Source organism: Streptomyces sp. ISL-43, assembly GCF_018614195.1.
In the GTDB taxonomy this organism is placed as follows: Bacteria; Actinomycetota; Actinomycetes; order Streptomycetales; family Streptomycetaceae; genus Streptomyces.
In genome coordinates, this window is sequence record NZ_JAGGOT010000091.1 from 42,920 (window position 1) to 57,325 (window position 14,406).

13 protein-coding genes and 1 pseudogene are annotated in these 14,406 nt (G+C 70.2%); 4 read left to right on the forward strand and 10 right to left on the reverse strand.

The annotated features are described in order from the left end of the window. Nucleotides 1-154: 154 nt before the first annotated feature. Complete coding sequence (locus J7F03_RS37600; RefSeq protein WP_214957592.1) at nt 155-565, forward strand: rodlin; 411 nt, start codon at nt 155-157, stop codon at nt 563-565. A gap of 105 nt (nt 566-670) precedes the next feature. Here J7F03_RS37600 and J7F03_RS37605 read toward each other — a convergent pair whose 3' ends face one another. Further along, entirely contained in the window at nt 671-1,312 is a 642-nt protein-coding gene (locus tag J7F03_RS37605; RefSeq protein ID WP_214957594.1) for a vitamin K epoxide reductase family protein, read from the reverse strand. A 193-nt stretch (nt 1,313-1,505) separates the two neighbouring features. On the opposite strand from J7F03_RS37605, the gene J7F03_RS37610 reads away from it, so the two are divergent. Beyond that, the gene (locus tag J7F03_RS37610; protein ID WP_214957597.1) at nt 1,506-2,276 is read left to right on the forward strand and encodes a DUF6227 family protein; all 771 of its coding nucleotides are present in this window, start codon (nt 1,506-1,508) and stop codon (nt 2,274-2,276) included. Nucleotides 2,277-2,285: 9 nt separating this feature from the next. Here the strand turns inward: J7F03_RS37610 and J7F03_RS37615 are convergent. Continuing rightward, nucleotides 2,286-2,719 (reverse strand): annotated as a pseudogene (locus J7F03_RS37615) (PTS lactose transporter subunit IIC); the annotation flags it as partial. Between the two features lie 126 nt (nt 2,720-2,845). Here J7F03_RS37615 and J7F03_RS37620 point away from each other — a divergent pair. Continuing rightward, nucleotides 2,846-4,468 (forward strand): recombinase family protein, encoded by a 1,623-nt coding sequence (locus J7F03_RS37620; protein WP_214957599.1) that lies wholly within the window; start codon nt 2,846-2,848, stop codon nt 4,466-4,468. 95 nt (nt 4,469-4,563) lie between these two features. Here the strand turns inward: J7F03_RS37620 and pfkB are convergent, their stop codons facing one another. From pfkB to J7F03_RS37635, 3 genes are all read right to left on the reverse strand, one after another. Then, nucleotides 4,564-5,514, reverse strand: a complete 951-nt coding sequence (gene pfkB, locus J7F03_RS37625) for a 1-phosphofructokinase (RefSeq protein ID WP_214957601.1) — start codon at nt 5,512-5,514, stop codon at nt 4,564-4,566. After that, on the reverse strand, nt 5,511-6,272 hold the full coding sequence (locus J7F03_RS37630) for a DeoR/GlpR family DNA-binding transcription regulator (protein WP_214957603.1): 762 nt from the start codon (nt 6,270-6,272) through the stop codon (nt 5,511-5,513). The genes pfkB and J7F03_RS37630 overlap by 4 nt, the downstream gene beginning before the upstream one ends. A gap of 155 nt (nt 6,273-6,427) precedes the next feature. Beyond that, nucleotides 6,428-8,017, reverse strand: a complete 1,590-nt coding sequence (locus J7F03_RS37635) for an MFS transporter (protein ID WP_214957605.1) — start codon at nt 8,015-8,017, stop codon at nt 6,428-6,430. A gap of 63 nt (nt 8,018-8,080) precedes the next feature. On the opposite strand from J7F03_RS37635, the gene J7F03_RS37640 reads away from it, so the two are divergent. Next, nucleotides 8,081-9,070 carry a YafY family protein gene (locus tag J7F03_RS37640; protein ID WP_214957608.1) on the forward strand — a complete coding sequence of 330 codons (990 nt, stop codon included), beginning with the start codon at nt 8,081-8,083 and terminating at the stop codon, nt 9,068-9,070. Nucleotides 9,071-9,106: 36 nt separating this feature from the next. Here the strand turns inward: J7F03_RS37640 and J7F03_RS37645 are convergent, their stop codons facing one another. The 5 genes from J7F03_RS37645 to J7F03_RS37665 form a co-directional block, all read right to left on the reverse strand. Beyond that, on the reverse strand, nt 9,107-10,084 hold the full coding sequence (locus tag J7F03_RS37645) for an RNA polymerase sigma factor RpoD/SigA (RefSeq protein WP_214957610.1): 978 nt from the start codon (nt 10,082-10,084) through the stop codon (nt 9,107-9,109). Nucleotides 10,085-10,517: 433 nt separating this feature from the next. Next, entirely contained in the window at nt 10,518-10,925 is a 408-nt protein-coding gene (locus tag J7F03_RS37650; RefSeq protein ID WP_214957613.1) for a hypothetical protein, read from the reverse strand. Next, nucleotides 10,918-11,703, reverse strand: coding sequence for a dioxygenase (locus tag J7F03_RS37655; protein WP_214957615.1), 786 nt, complete (start codon nt 11,701-11,703; stop codon nt 10,918-10,920). Before J7F03_RS37655 ends, J7F03_RS37650 begins: the two co-directional genes overlap by 8 nt. A gap of 119 nt (nt 11,704-11,822) precedes the next feature. Beyond that, nucleotides 11,823-13,361, reverse strand: a complete 1,539-nt coding sequence (locus J7F03_RS37660) for an MFS transporter (protein ID WP_214957617.1) — start codon at nt 13,359-13,361, stop codon at nt 11,823-11,825. A 93-nt stretch (nt 13,362-13,454) separates the two neighbouring features. Continuing rightward, nucleotides 13,455-14,159 (reverse strand): TetR/AcrR family transcriptional regulator, encoded by a 705-nt coding sequence (locus tag J7F03_RS37665; RefSeq protein ID WP_214957620.1) that lies wholly within the window; start codon nt 14,157-14,159, stop codon nt 13,455-13,457. Between the last annotated feature and the right edge of the window lie 247 nt (nt 14,160-14,406).

Genomic DNA, 14,406 nt, shown 5'->3' on the forward strand with positions numbered 1-14,406 from the left:
GGGCTTCGCGCACGCGTCCGGGGGCGGCTCACCCCACCCGGGGAAAACCCGCCCGCCGGCAGGCCGTTTGAGTGAAGCAGCAGAACCAACCCTCCTTGCGGGCAGTTGATCAGGGCGCTCCACTAGCGGGCACTCGTGCGACAAAAGGATCACAATGCTCAAGAAGATCATGACTGCTGCCGCGGTCACCGCCGCCGCCGTCGGCGCGGGCGCTGCTGTTGCGTCCCCGGCCATGGCCATCGGCAACGACAACGGGATCAACACCGTCAACGGAAACGGTGCCCAGCAGATCTACGGCAACCAGAAGACGACCGGTGCGATGAGCCCGCAGCTCAGCGTCGTCCAGGGCACCCTGAACAAGCCCTGCATCGGCCTGCCGGCCAAGGTCAACGCCCAGTCGCTGGTCGCGCTGCTCAACATCGGTGTCCAGGACATCAACGTCCTGTCCAACCCGCAGAACCAGCAGTGCACCGAGAACTCCACCCAGGCCAAGGGCGACGAGCCGCTCTCGCACATCCTGGACAACATCCCGGTCCTGTCGGGCAACGGCTCCGTCGGCAGCTGATCTCCGCCCCCCCCATACCGTCCGGGCACCTTGCGCCCGTGGAGCGACGAACGAGGGCCCCGGCAGCTTCCAGCCGCCGGGGCCCTCGCGTGCCGTCCGGGACCCTCAGCCGGTCCAGAAGTCCCACCAGCGGGTCAGGATCAGCATCCCGATCACACCGGTGTGCAGGACGGGCGGGGCCCAGCCGAACTCGGCGAAGAAGCCCCGCACGGGTGCGGGCGCGGGGAGGACCCCCGTACGGACCGTGTACGCGGTGACCGCCCAGAACATCACGAGGGTGGCCACCCAGGTCAGGCAGCACCACAGGCAGAGCGCGTTGATCTCGTACAGCGACTGGGCCATGAGCCAGGAGCAGAATCCGACGCCGAAGACCATGCCGGCGTTCAGGCCGAGCCAGAACCAGCCGCGGTGGCGGGCGCCGGCCAGCAGGCCCGCGCCGACGCACACGACCGCCCCGTAGGCGACCAGCCCCAGCATCGGGTTCGGGAAGCCGAAGGCCGCCGCCTGCTCGCTCTGCATCACGCTGCCGCAGGAGACGACGGGGTTGAGACTGCAGGCGGGCTTGAAGTCCGGATCCTCCAGCAGCAGGAACTTGTCGAGGGTGATGACCCAGGCGGCCAGCACTCCCGCGGCCCCGGTGAGCACCAGCAGCCAGCCGAGCGCGCGGGGGGCGGCGGGCGGCCTTGCTTCGTCGTGGTTGCGCGCATGCCCTTGCTGGCGGGGCACGCCCACGGTATTCGTTGCCATACGGCTCATCGTCCCGCCCCTGTGGCCGATACCCGATCCAACCATGCGCATGTGCAAGGAGGTTGACCTGAAGGGGTGGCGGGAACCCCCGATGGTTCCCGGACGTTTTACCGAACCCCGGACGTGATGTCAGACCCAGGGGCTACGTTGAGCTTCCGCGAAGTGACAAGCTGCGACGGCCTGGAGACCCACCTTGAGCGATCCGTACGAGACAACCGAGGCGCACCTCGAGCGACTCCTGGGCCGCGCCCTCAACTCCTTCGACCTGCCGGACCGTTTGGTCGAGCGCCTGGGTACGGCGCTCGCCCACAGTTCTTCGCTCTACACCACCCGCCACAATCCGGCGGCGGGAATGTGGCGGGAGACCCGCCGGCACACCTACCTGCTGGCCGACGGCGGCTCGGTGGCCCTGTGGGAGCTGGCGCACCGCCGGGAGGACGACCGCTCCATACGGTACGAGGTCTTCGCCGGCAGGGCGGAGATCTGCCTCGCGGTGGCCCGGCTGTCCGGTGAGACGCCCTCGGAAGTGGCGCGGGACCTGACGGAGGCGATGGCCGAGGAGGAGCCGGCGAGCGACATCGCGGTGCTGAGCGCGCTGTTCGCGAACCCGACCCCGGCCCAGCGGCACCGCGAGTACACGGTGGAGGAGTCCGCTGACCACGCCCGCCGGGTGCTGCGCCGCGCGGAGAACGAGGACCGGCCGGGCGAGGGGGTGGCGTTGCTGCTGCGCTCGGCGTACGCGCACCAGATCACGCAGGCGTTCGGCACCCGGCAGTGCCTGTCGGACGGGCGGGACGCCGGATTCAGCCTGTACGAGCACTCCTTCGTCCTGCTGGACGGGAGCGAGTACAGCCTGTGGGAGGTCGAGCACACGGCCACGCCGGACGGGCGGCACATGTGCGAGGTGTACGAGACCGAAACAGCCGCGCGCGGAGCCATGGAGCTCCGCGCGCGGGTGAGGTGAGCGGGCCGCTCAGGCGGCGACGGTGACCTTCGCGGGCGCGGCGTCGGCGGTCTCGGCCGTCGGCGCCTGCGCGGACCGCGGGGTCTCGTCCTGCTTGCGCATGCCCTTGAGGAGGACGACCAGAGCGGCGGTGGTGGCCGTACCGGCCGCGATGGCGATCAGGTAGAGCAGCGGATTGCCGATCAGCGGGATCACGAAGATGCCGCCGTGCGGGGCCCGCAGGGTGCACTCGAAGGCCATGGAGAGCGCCCCGGTGACCGCGCCGCCGGCCATGGAGGCCGGGATCACGCGAATGGGGTCTCCCCGCCGAAGGTAGGGGAAGGGTCGGCCGCGGCGAACGGGATGGCGCCCTCGCTGATGAAAGAGGCGCCGAGGGACGTGGTGGCCTTGCCCTTCAGGCTGCCCTCGTTGGGAGGGGCGAGACCGCCGATGGCGAAAGCGAACCCGCGATCTGGACTGAGCGGCGTCCAGCCGGCGACCTCAGTCCGGATGAAAGACAACCAAGGAGACCATGTAGCTGAAAAACTATTGCCATCAAGACACTTGCCCTGTCCGAGAGGTTAGTAGTCGTGAAGGCATCGTCCAAGTGGTTCATTCATCCCGACCTGCATCAGGCACTCGCCGACGGTCGGAACTTTGAGGAGTGGCTGAACGGCCGCACGCCGTGCTGTTCGTACGCGCGCATCACCAACGACAATCGCGATGCCGCAGGCGTCGCCCGGCAGCACCGCAACAACGACGAGTTCGCCGCCCAAATCGGATGCGTCATCGTCTACCGGTACACGGACAACCACATCACGGCGGCTGACCCTGACATCGAGCGACCAGCCTTTCTGCGTCTCGTCCGGGATCTCCGGGCCCGTCGCGTCGAGGAGGGGCACCCGATTCGAGGGGTGTTCGTCGTCGAAGAGGAGCGCGTGGTGCGTCTACCCGAGGACTATCTGAAGCTGCACCGGGCCCTCACTGTGGACAAGCATGGGCTTTACGCAGTCGCCGACACGAAGACCGTTCTCAACGTGGACAGTGACGCCGAGACGCTTCGGGGCCTCCTCACCTCCGCCATGGGTGAGCGTGAGGTCGTCCGGGTCAAGCGGCGTGTGAAGCGCAACGTCCGGGACCTGGCATTGGAGGGCAGGCCGACAGGCCCGCGCCGGTTCGGGTGGCTCGGTGCCGACGTTCGTACGGGCCGCAAGGTCAACGAAAAGCTGGACCCCAAAGAGTGCAAGGTTCTTCGGGACGCTGTCGAGCTTGCACTCCTCGGGAAGCACTGGGCAACCATCGTCACGTTCCTGGACGACAGCGGATACCTGACCCTCAGAGGCAACAAGTGGGCAACCACTCCGGTTCAGTACATGCTCACGAACCCGGCTCTATGCGGGTACCGAATGATCCACGGCGAGTTGGTGACCGACCCGAACACCGGAGAGCCCGTCGTCGGGAAGTGGGAAACCGTCTGCACGCCCGAGGAGTGGCTCAAGCTCGTCAACCGCTGCAGCGTGTGGTTCAACCCTGGAGGAGAGACAGCTTCCAGCCGCTTCCGGGAGAAGGTCCAGCGCGAGGGCAAGAAGGACTTCCGGGAGATAGCTGAAGCCACCCGCCGGTTCTTCCTGGCCAACATCGCCCGATGCGGGCACGTGGATGAGGCAGGCAACATGTGCCTGGCCAAGATGAAAGGCAACGGCCCAAGCGGCTCGAACAAGCAGGACCGGTACCGGTGCGGCGATCCCCGGTGCAACAAGGTCAGCCGCCGAGCCGACTTCACAGACAAGGCCATAGAGGCCCTTGTCGTGAAAGTACTCAAGGACCAGTTCGCGGCCATACAGCCCGCCGAGAAGAAGTGGTATGGGGAGGAGACCTTGAAGGGGCTCCTGGCCAAGCGGGCGGAGATCAAACAGAACTACAAGTCCGGCGTGTTTGATCTCGCCGAGTACCTGGACTTCAAGGACGACAACGACCGGCAGATCACCGAGTCCCAGGAAGACCGGAACAACTTCTACGCCGAGCAGGTCTCCCTGAACTTCCTTGCCGGGTTCAGCGAGGAGAAGTGGGCCGGCTTCGACATGCGGCAGAGACGGAAGGCCGCAACCACGGTGCTGCGCACAGTGATCGTGCATCCGATCCCGAAGGGCCGACCCCGGAGCGGGGAGTTCGATCCCGACCTTCTGGAGCCGGTGTTCCGGACGGCTCACTGAAGAAGTCGTCGTGAATCAGACGTGAACCGCCTCGCAGAGAGGCCCCGACTGTGGGTGAAGACACCCCGCCCATCTCCCTCTCGAGTAAGCGCGCATCAGACCGTGGCGGGTTCGGACAGGGGGAGGTCCAGGGGCAGGTCCTGGGTGATGTGGACCGCTTCGGGGCGCAGGTCGGAAGGTGCCGGCATGGCGCTGCCGGGGAGCTGGACCGCGGCCGCGCCGTGGGCCAGGGCCGAGGCGAGGGCCGCAGGCCCCGTACCGCCCGCGATCAGGAAGCCGGCGAGGGAGGCGTCGCCCGCGCCGACGTTGCTGCGGACCGTGGCGACGGGGGCCGTGCCGTAGTAGGTGCCCTCTTCGGAGACCAGGAGCTGGCCGTCCGCGCCGAGGGAGGCCAGGACCGCGCCCGCGCCCAGCGAGCGCAGTTCCTCGGCCGCCTTGACCACGTCGCCGAGGGTGGACAGCGGCCGGCCGACCGCCGCCGCGAGCTCCGAGGCGTTCGGCTTGATGACGTCCGGGCCGGCCGGGAGCGCGGCGAGCAGCGCCGGGCCGGAGGTGTCGAGGGCGATGCGGGCGCCCGCGTCGTGGGCGCGGGCGACGATCTCGGCGTACCACTCGGGCCGCAGGCCGCGCGGGAGGCTGCCGCAGCAGGCGATCCAGGTGGCGCCGCCCGAGCAGGTGCGGACCGTCTCCAGGAGGAGCGCCGATTCGCCGTCGGTCAGTTCGGGGCCGGACGCGTTGATCTTGGTGAGGGTGCCGTCCGGTTCCGCGAGGGAGATGTTGGAGCGGGTCTGGCCGGCGATGGACACCACCGTGACGTCCACGCCCTGGGCGCCGAGGAGTTCGGCGATCAGCGTGCCCGGTGCGCCCCCGAGCGGAAGGACCGCGGTCGTACGGAAGCCCGCGGCGGCCACCGCGCGGGAGACGTTCACGCCCTTGCCCCCGGGGTCTACCCGGTCGCCGGTGGCGCGCAGTACCTCACCGCGGTCCAGCGAGGGGACTTCGTACGTCCGGTCGAGGGAGGGGTTGGGGGTGACCGTGAGGATCATACGAGTACAACTTCCGTACCGGCGGCCTCGATCGCCGCCTTGTGAGCGGGGTCGAGCCCCGAGTCCGTGATGAGCAGGTCGACGTCGGCGAAGGAGCCGAAGCACGCGAAGTGCTCCTGGCCCGCCTTCGCGGAGTCGGCGAGGAGGACGACGCGGCGGGCGGCGGCCATCGCGGCCCGTTTGACGGCGGCCTCGGCGAGGTCGGGGGTGGTCAGACCGCCGTCCGCGCTGAACCCGTTCGTCGCGACGAAGGCGACGTCGGCGCGGATCTCGGCGTACGCGCGCAGCGCCCACGCGTCGACGGCGGCCCGGGTGCGGTGGCGGACCCGGCCGCCGACGAGGTGGAGGTCGATGCCGGTGTGGTCGGCGAGCCGGGCGGCGACGGGCAGCGCGTGGGTGACGACGGTGAGCGCGATGTCGAGGGGGACGGCGGCCGCGAGGCGGGCCACGGTGCTGCCGGCGTCGAGGACGATGCTGCCGCCGTCGGGGAGCTCGCCGAGGGCGGCGGCCGCGATGCGGTCCTTCTCGTCGGCGGCGGTGGCCTCGCGCTCGGTGAGGTCGGGCTCGAAGTCGAGGCGGCCGGCCGGTATGGCACCGCCGTGCACCCGGCGCAGGAGGCCGGCCCGGTCCAGGGCCTTGAGGTCGCGGCGCACGGTCTCGGCGGTGACCTGGAACTGGTCGGCGAGGGACAGGACGTCGACCCGGCCCGCCTCGCGGGCGAGGCGGATGATCTCCTGCTGGCGCTCCGGTGCGTACATGGGTTCGGCATGTCCGTTCAGGTCCGTTCGAGCCGGACTGATGCCCGACTCTGTGGGTTCTCTCCTACCGTACGCCCGTTCCAGTGGGAAACCAAAACAAACGGGCATGCCCGCCAACAGAAGCGGACATGCCCGTCAGAGGAGAGGACCCTGCGTTAGCCGGCCGGAACCTTCTCCGGGGCCGGCTCGCCGGTGTACTCCGAACCGCCTTCACGCTGCTCCATCGGGAGCGTCTTGCGCGGCAGCATGAACATCACGGCGAAGATCACGACCAGGACGGCCACGACCCACCACAGCGCGTGGTGGAAGGCGTCGACGTACGGCGCGCCGAAGACCAGGTCGTCGTCGATCACCCCGAAGAAGACCACGGAGGTCAGACCGAGACCGAGCGCGTTGCCCATCTGGCCGGTGGTGTTGATCAGGCCCGACGCCGAGCCGGCGTGCTCGCGCGGCACCTCGGACAGCACCACGTCGGTCAGCGGCGCGATGATCAGGCCCATGCCCAGGCCCATGACGATCAGCGGGGCGGCCATCTGCCAGGAGGCGATCTCCATGCCGTAGCGGTCCGACTCCCAGATGTAGAGGAGCAGGCCCGAGGCCATGACCAGGGCGCCGCCCTGGAGCACCTTGCGGCCGAAGCGCGGTACGAGCTTCTGTACGGACATGCCCGCGGCGGCCGAGACGGCCAGTGAGAACGGGATGCCGGTGGAACCGGCCTTCAGGGCGCTCCAGCCGAGGCCCATCTGCATGTAGAGCGTCCACACCAGGAAGAAGATGCCGGTCGCGATGCCGAAGGTCAGCTGGACGGCGATGCCGCCCGCGAAGCTCTTGACCTTGAAGAGGGAGAGCTCGACCAGCGGGGAGCCGTCCTTGCGGATCTTGTACTTCTCGTAGCCGATGAAGAGGCCGAAGACCACGGGCGAGGCGATCATGCAGACGGAGCCCCAGAGCGGCCAGTCGTTCTCACGCCCGTGGGTGAGCGGGAAGATCAGCATGACCAGGGCGAGGGTGGCGAGCACGACGCCGACCAGGTCCAGGCGCAGCGCGCGGGGGGCCTTGGACTCGGAGATGAACTTGCGGCCCATGAGCACGCCGGCGATGCCGACGGGCAAATTGATCAGGAAGATCGGGCGCCATTCGAGGCCGAGGATGTTCCACTCGGTGAGCAGCGCGCCCAGCATCGGACCGGAGACGGCGCCGAGGCCGACGACCGCGCCGAACATGCCGAAGACCTTGCCGCGCTCGTGCGGCGGGAAGGTGACGTGGATGATCGCGAGCACCTGCGGGACCATCATGGCCGCCATGGCGCCCTGGAGGATGCGGGCGGCGACGAGCACGTCGGGGGTGGGCGCGATGCCGCAGAGCAGCGAGGCGGCGGTGAAGCCGGAGATGCCGATGAGGAAGAGGCGCTTGCGGCCGTAGATGTCACCGAGACGGCCGCCGGTGATCAGGCCGGCGGCGAAGGCGAGGGCGTAGCCGGCGGTGATCCACTGGATGGCGCTGGTGGAGGCGCCGAGGTCCTCGCGCATCCGGGGTATCGCGATGTTGACGATCGTGACGTCGACCAGGTCCATGAAGGCCGCGGTCATCACGATGGCGAGCGCCAGCCAACGGCGGCGGTCCACGTGGGCGCCGGCCGGATCGGCCGGGCTGGTCGAGCTGGTCTCTGCGGGGGTCTCGGTCCGCTCTTCTTGTACGGGCCCGTTCTTTCCTTCGGGCGATGACTGGGTCGTCTCGGTGCTCATGAGGAGAAACCTAGACGGCATGTAGGTCAGGCGGTGTCCTATTTGGCTGGCAATCTTGAAACCATGACCGACACCCCGGCCCGGCTGCTCACCCTGCTCTCTTTGCTCCAGACCCCGCGCGAATGGCCGGGCAGCGAGCTGGCGGGTCGGCTGCGGGTGAGCGCCCGGACCATCCGGCGCGATATCGACCGGTTGCGGGAGCTGGGGTACCCGGTGGAGGCCACGCTCGGCGCGGAGGGCGGCTACCGGCTGGTGGCGGGCGCGGCCATGCCCCCGCTCGTTCTGGACGACGAGGAGGCCGTCGCGATCGCGGTGGGACTGCGGGCGGGGGCCGGGCACGCGATCGAGGGCGTCGAGGAGGCCTCCGTACGAGCCCTCGCGAAGCTGGAGCAGGTCCTGCCGGGGCGGCTGCGGCACCGGGTGAACGCGCTGCAGTCGGCGACGGTCGCGGTGACCCGGGGGGACGGGGGGAGCGTGGACCCGCGGACGCTGACGGTGATCGCGTCGGCGGTGGCGGGCCCGGAGCGGCTGCGGTTCTCGTACCGCGCGCGGGACGGGGCGGCCTCGCGGCGGCTGGTGGAGCCGTACCGGCTGGTCAGCACCGTGAGCCGGTGGTACCTCGTGGCCTACGACATGGAGCGCGAGGACTGGCGGACCTTCAGGGTGGACCGGGTGAGCGAGCCGAGCGCGACGGGGGCGCGGTTCTCGGGGCGCGAACTGCCCATGGACGCGGTGGAGTTCGTGCGGCGGGGGCTGCGGGGCGGGGAGACGTACGCGGTGGACGTCACCTTCGCGGAGGCCTGCGGGGAGTTGCCGGGGTGGTTGCGGGAGCACGCGGAGCCTTCGCCGGGGGCGGGGCCCGGGTCCGGGGTCCGGGTGCGGTTCGAGTCCTCGGACGCACCGGAGTGGCTGGCGGCGCGGCTGGCGCTGACGGGGGTGGCGTTCACCGTGAACGGGCCGGTCTTCCTGGCGGACGCCGCGCGGGCGCTGGCCTCCCGGCTGACGGAGGCGGCGGGGCCGCAAGGGGGAGCCCCCGGCGCCTGGGGGGGATAGGCACCGGGGGCTCGTATGGGGGCTTCGCGGGGCCGGTCAGGCCACCGCGTCGAAGCCGGTGTCGCGCGCCATCCGCTTCAGTTCCAGCAGGGCGTGCTTCTCGATCTGGCGGATCCGCTCACGGGTCAGGCCGTGCTGCTTGCCCACCTCAGTCAGCGTACGCTCACGGCCGTCGTCGATGCCGTAGCGCATCTTGATGATCGAGGCCGTGCGCTGGTCCAGCTTGCCCAGCAGGTCATCCAGCTCCTCGCTGCGCAGCAGCGAGAGCACGGACTGCTCGGGAGAGATCGCCGAGGTGTCCTCCAGCAGGTCGCCGAACTGGGTGTCGCCGTCCTCGTCGACGCCCATGTTCAGGCTGACCGGGTCGCGCGCCCAGTCCAGGACGTCGCCGACGCGCTTCTCGGTCGTCTCCAGCTCGGCGGCGATCTCCGCGTGCTCCGGGTCGCGGCCCTTCTCCCGGTTGAACTCGCGCTGGACCCGGCGGATCCGGCCGAGCTCCTCCACGAGGTGGACGGGGAGGCGGATGGTGCGGGACTGGTCGGCGATGGAACGGGTGATGGCCTGGCGGATCCACCACGTGGCGTACGTGGAGAACTTGAAGCCCTTGGCGTAGTCGAACTTCTCGACCGCGCGCACCAGGCCGGCATTGCCTTCCTGGATGAGGTCGAGGAGCGGCAGACCGCTGCGCGGGTAGCGGCGGGCGACGGCGACGACCAGGCGGAGGTTGGAGCGGATGAAGACTTCCTTGGCCCGCTCGCCTTCGGCGGCCAGGGCCTCCAGCTCCTCCTGGGAGGGCGTCTCGCCCTTGCGCTCTATCGCACCGTCGAGGATCTGCTGGGCGTACACGCCCGCCTCGATGATCTGCGAGAGCTCCACTTCCTTGGCGGCGTCGAGCAGCGGGGTACGCGCGATCTCGTCCAGGTACATGCCGACCAGGTCGCGGTCTGCGATCTCCCCGCTCCCAGCACGAGCGCTGCTCGTGGACTGACGACGGGCGACGGCGCGGGTTGCCATGCGTGCTCCCTTGCGATGATTCGGTCGCGGCGGTGCGGCTGCCTGGACACTCTCCCGAGTGCCCGCTTCCGAAGGAAACAACGACTGGAATCGGGACAGAATTCCCACGCCGCTCCCTCTTTTTCGAGATCTTGCAGTATCCTGCCCCGCCATCCCCCGATCGGGGTGGATCAGCGATGCCGTCAGAGCTCGAAGAGGTGCAGGTCAGGCCCGGGATGGAGGCCGATCCGGAGGCCTTCACGGATCCGCGTGACCACTACGCCCGTGAGACCGCCGTCACATTCGACATGGTCGTTTCCACTCCGGAACAGCGCCGCCCATGGCTGCACTCCCACCCCGACAGACGGTCCCCGGCGGCTTCTGGTTGCCTGGACTGGCGATCGAATCGCCGGATACCCCACAAGAAGTACGTTCCACCACAAAGCAGCGGAGGTCACCGGGGCGGAGCGGGACGGGTGGCGACCGAGGGGCAGGCGCGGCAGGCCGGGGGGCCCGACTGGGTCCACCACTTGCAGGACGGGCGCAGGTGGCAGCCGGGGAGGGGGGTCACGGCCGGTGGCGGCGGGGCGGCCGTCAGGCGGGTGGCCAGGGTGCAGGTGTCGCCCGCGCGGTTGAGGCAGTGCGGAACGCAGTGGGAGGCCAGGCGCAGCAGGCGGCGCGGCTCGGTGCCGGGCGGGAGCCCGGCCAGGGCTTCGGCCGCCGGGCGCGGGGCGGGGAGGTAGGCCGGGGGGCCGTCGGGCCCGTCGCGGACCGCCAGGACCACCGACTCCGCCGCGTACGCGGAGCCGCTGGGGCACCAGAGGAGCCCCGGCCCGCCCGGGCCCTCGTCGTGGCTAGCCAAACTGCAGGGACCGCTTCGAGAGGCCCATCCAGAAGCCCGAGACGGGGGTGGAGGCCGTGGAGAGCTCGGATTCGGCGGCGCCCAGGGTGACGAACAGCGGTGCGAAGTGCTCCGTGCGCGGATGGGCCAGGCGGCCGGCCGGGGACTTGGCCTCGAAGTCCAGCAGGGAGTCGACGTCGCCGGCGGCCAGTGCCTCGTGACCCCACGCGTCGAACTCCGCGGACCAGCCGGGGACGCCCGGGCCGGTGTGCCGCAGGGCGGCGAGGTTGTGGGTGAAGAAGCCGCTGCCCACGATCAGGACGCCTTCGTCGCGCAGCGGGGCCAGCTTGCGGCCGATGTCCATCAGGCGGCGCGGGTCCAGGGTCGGCATGGATATCTGGAGCACCGGGATGTCCGCCTGCGGGTACATCTCCACGAGCGGGACGTAGGCGCCGTGGTCCAGGCCCCGGTCGGGGATGTCCTGGACCGGGGTGCCCGGGGCCTTCAGGAGCTTTCGGACCGCCGCGGCCAGCTCGGGGGCGCCCGGAGCCTCGTAGCGGACCTGGTAGTAGTGCTCGGGGAAGCCCCAGAAGTCGTAGACGAGCGGGACGGGCTCCGTGGCGCCGAGGGCGAGCGGGGCCTCCTCCCAGTGGGCGGAGACCATCAGGATCGCCCGGGGGCGGGGCAGGTCCGCGGACCAGGCGGCCAGTTCGCCCGGCCAGAGCGGGTCGTCGGCCAGGGGCGGGGCTCCGTGGCTCAGGTACAGCGCCGGCATCCGCGTCGGGTCGGAGGTCGTCATCGGGACTCCAGAGGTGTTCGGGCGGGCCGCTGAAGAAAAGACTAACCCCGCATCGTTCAAATTTGAACGATGCGGGGTCATCAGTCATTCCCGCACCCCGGAGCCGGGGCCCGGCCGGGTCAGTGGGCGATCACCGGGACCTTCATGCCGGCGTCGGCGTCCTCGCCCTCGGCGACCGGGCCGCCTGCGCCCGGACGGCCCGTGTTGATCAGGGTCAGGGCGATGAGCGAGCTGACGACCAGGATGCCGACCGCCCACCAGATCGCCGAGGAGTAGCCCTCCACCATGGCCTTGGCCTGCACGAGCTGCGCCACCGGGCCGCCCGCCGCGGCCTCGGCCGCATGGTCGGTCAGGTACGCGGTCGTCGCCGAGGCGGCGATCGTGTTCAGCAGGGCGGTGCCGATCGCGCCGCCCACCTGCTGCGAGGTGTTGACCATGGCGGAGGCGACGCCGGCGTCGGCCGGGTTCACCCCGTACGTGGCCAGGGACATGGCGGGCATGAACGCCGTACCCATGCCGAGGCCCAGCAGCAGCTGCGCCGGCAGGATCAGCGCCGGGTAGGAGGAGTCGACCTCCAGCTGCGTCAGCAGCAGCATGCCGCTCGCGGCGACCATGAAGCCGGGGCCCATCAGCAGGCGCGGCGGGACCCGCGTCATCAGGCGGGCGCCGATCTGGGTGGAGCCGGCGATCATGCCGACGATCATCGGGAGGAAGGCGAAGCCGGTCTTGACGGGCGAGAAGCCCTTCACGACCTGCAGGTAGTAGGTGAGGAAGAGGAACAGGCCGAACATCGAGATGACGGCGAGGCCCAGCGAGAGGTAGACACCGCCGCGGTTGCGCTCCAGCAGGACGCGCAGCGGCAGCAGCGGGGAGGCGGTGCGGGACTCGACCAGGACGAACGAGGCGAGCAGCACCACGGAGGCGACGAACATGCCCACGGTCAGGCTGTCCGACCAGCCGGCCGACTCGGCGCGGGTGAAGCCGTAGACCAGCGCGACCAGGCCGGTCGTGGACAGGAGCACGCCGGGGATGTCGAGCGGCGCGCGGTTACGGCTGCCGGCCGGCTCGCGGATGATCATCCATGCGCCGACGGCGGCGACGATCGCGAACGGGATGTTGACGAAGAACGTCCAGCGCCAGTTGAGGTACTCGGTGAGGAAGCCGCCGAGGATCAGGCCGACGGCGCCACCGCCACCGGCGATCGCACCGTAGATGCCGAAGGCCTTGGCGCGCTCCTTGGCGTCGGTGAACATGACGGCCAGCAGCGAGAGCGCGGCGGGCGCGAGCAGTGCTCCGAAGGCACCCTGGAGGGCGCGGGCGCCCAGCATCATGGCCTCGCCCTGGGCGGCGCCGCCCAGCGCGGAGGCCAGGGCGAAGCCGGCGAGGCCGACGACGAAGGCGTTCTTGCGGCCCCATTTGTCGGCGATGCGGCCGCCGAAGAGGAGCAGTCCGCCGAAGGCCAGCGCGTACGCGGTGATGACCCACTGGCGGTTGCCGTCCGAGATGCCGAGGTCGGTCTGGGCGGACGGCAGGGCGATGTTCACGATGGTGGCGTCGAGGACGACCATCAGCTGCGCCAGGGCTATGAAGACGAGCGCCTTCCAGCGACTGGGGTCGGCGGTGGCGGACAGCGGCGGATTCGCGGCTGTTTTTGACATGGGGGTACCCACTTCGCGGTGCGTGATGACTGAAATGAGACGAGAAAGAACGTTTAGGCGGTTTACGACGCTAACGGGTGCAAACCCGGGGCGTCACATGGTTTTCCGCCTCAGGTCCTCCAACGTGGTCGGCGCGCCCGGCAGTTCGGAGCGGGCCGGAGCCCTCAAACCGTCCAGGAACAGCTGGAGGTGGCGGTGGACGAAGACGTCCGCGTCGAAGCAGGCGCTGCCCGGGAGGGGGCGGCTCAGCTGGGACAGGGCGATCATCAGGTCACCGACCCCGATGTCCGGGCGCAGCAGCCCGCAGGCCTGGCCGGCGCCCAGCAGGGTCTCGACGGCCTCTTCCAAGGCCGTCCGGGCGGCGAGCAGTTCGGGGTGGTCCCGGTCGAAGTCGCCGGAGAGCATGGGACACAGGGCGCCGATCCGCTCGTCCGCCGCACCGTGCGTGAAGCGGCACAGGGCGGCGAAGGCGTCCGGCTCCTGGGCCAGGCCGTCCTCGGCGAGCGCCGTCACCCGGTCCATCACGAAGAGCACGACGTGGTGGATGAGCGTGGGCCGGTCGGGGAAGTGCCGGTAGAGCGTGGCGTTGCCGACTCCCGCCCGGCGGGCGATCTCGTCGAGGGGGGCGGCGGGACCGAACTCCACCAGCACCTCGCGCGCCGCGGTCAGGATGCGCTCCCGGTTGCGGACGGCGTCGGCCCGCGGGCGCGGCACCTTGGCCGGCGCCGCGAGGTCGAGGGCGACGTCCGGGCCCGGGACGGGCAGGGCCGCCGGAGCCGTGGCGGTGGGGTGCTTCATTCCGGGGCCTCCCTGGCGCGGTGACACGTACGTCCGCTCGAAACGGGGAGCGGGCCCCCGGTTCTGCGGGGACTCTCCTTCAAACGGGGAGACGGTCCCCGGTTATTTCACCCTTCCGTGTGACCTGGGTCACATCACCGCAGTCCCTCTGATCCCGTTTGGCCTCTCCCGGCGCGCGAGTACGCCCGCACCGTCGGAGGGTGATCGCACAGAGCGCAGTCCGGACCCCGGCCGGCTGCCGCGGACC

Coding starts and splice junctions, on each gene's coding strand:
- J7F03_RS37605 (WP_214957594.1), bottom strand. CDS start 1,312: ATGGCAACGAATACCGTGGGCGTGCCCCGCCAGCAAGGGCATGCGCGC.
- J7F03_RS37640 (WP_214957608.1), top strand. CDS start 8,081: ATGACCGACACCCCGGCCCGGCTGCTCACCCTGCTCTCTTTGCTCCAG.
- J7F03_RS37645 (WP_214957610.1), bottom strand. CDS start 10,084: ATGGCAACCCGCGCCGTCGCCCGTCGTCAGTCCACGAGCAGCGCTCGT.
- J7F03_RS37630 (WP_214957603.1), bottom strand. CDS start 6,272: ATGTACGCACCGGAGCGCCAGCAGGAGATCATCCGCCTCGCCCGCGAG.
- J7F03_RS37600 (WP_214957592.1), top strand. CDS start 155: ATGCTCAAGAAGATCATGACTGCTGCCGCGGTCACCGCCGCCGCCGTC.
- J7F03_RS37655 (WP_214957615.1), bottom strand. CDS start 11,703: ATGACGACCTCCGACCCGACGCGGATGCCGGCGCTGTACCTGAGCCAC.
- pfkB (WP_214957601.1), bottom strand. CDS start 5,514: ATGATCCTCACGGTCACCCCCAACCCCTCCCTCGACCGGACGTACGAA.
- J7F03_RS37660 (WP_214957617.1), bottom strand. CDS start 13,361: ATGTCAAAAACAGCCGCGAATCCGCCGCTGTCCGCCACCGCCGACCCC.
- J7F03_RS37665 (WP_214957620.1), bottom strand. CDS start 14,159: ATGAAGCACCCCACCGCCACGGCTCCGGCGGCCCTGCCCGTCCCGGGC.
- J7F03_RS37635 (WP_214957605.1), bottom strand. CDS start 8,017: ATGAGCACCGAGACGACCCAGTCATCGCCCGAAGGAAAGAACGGGCCC.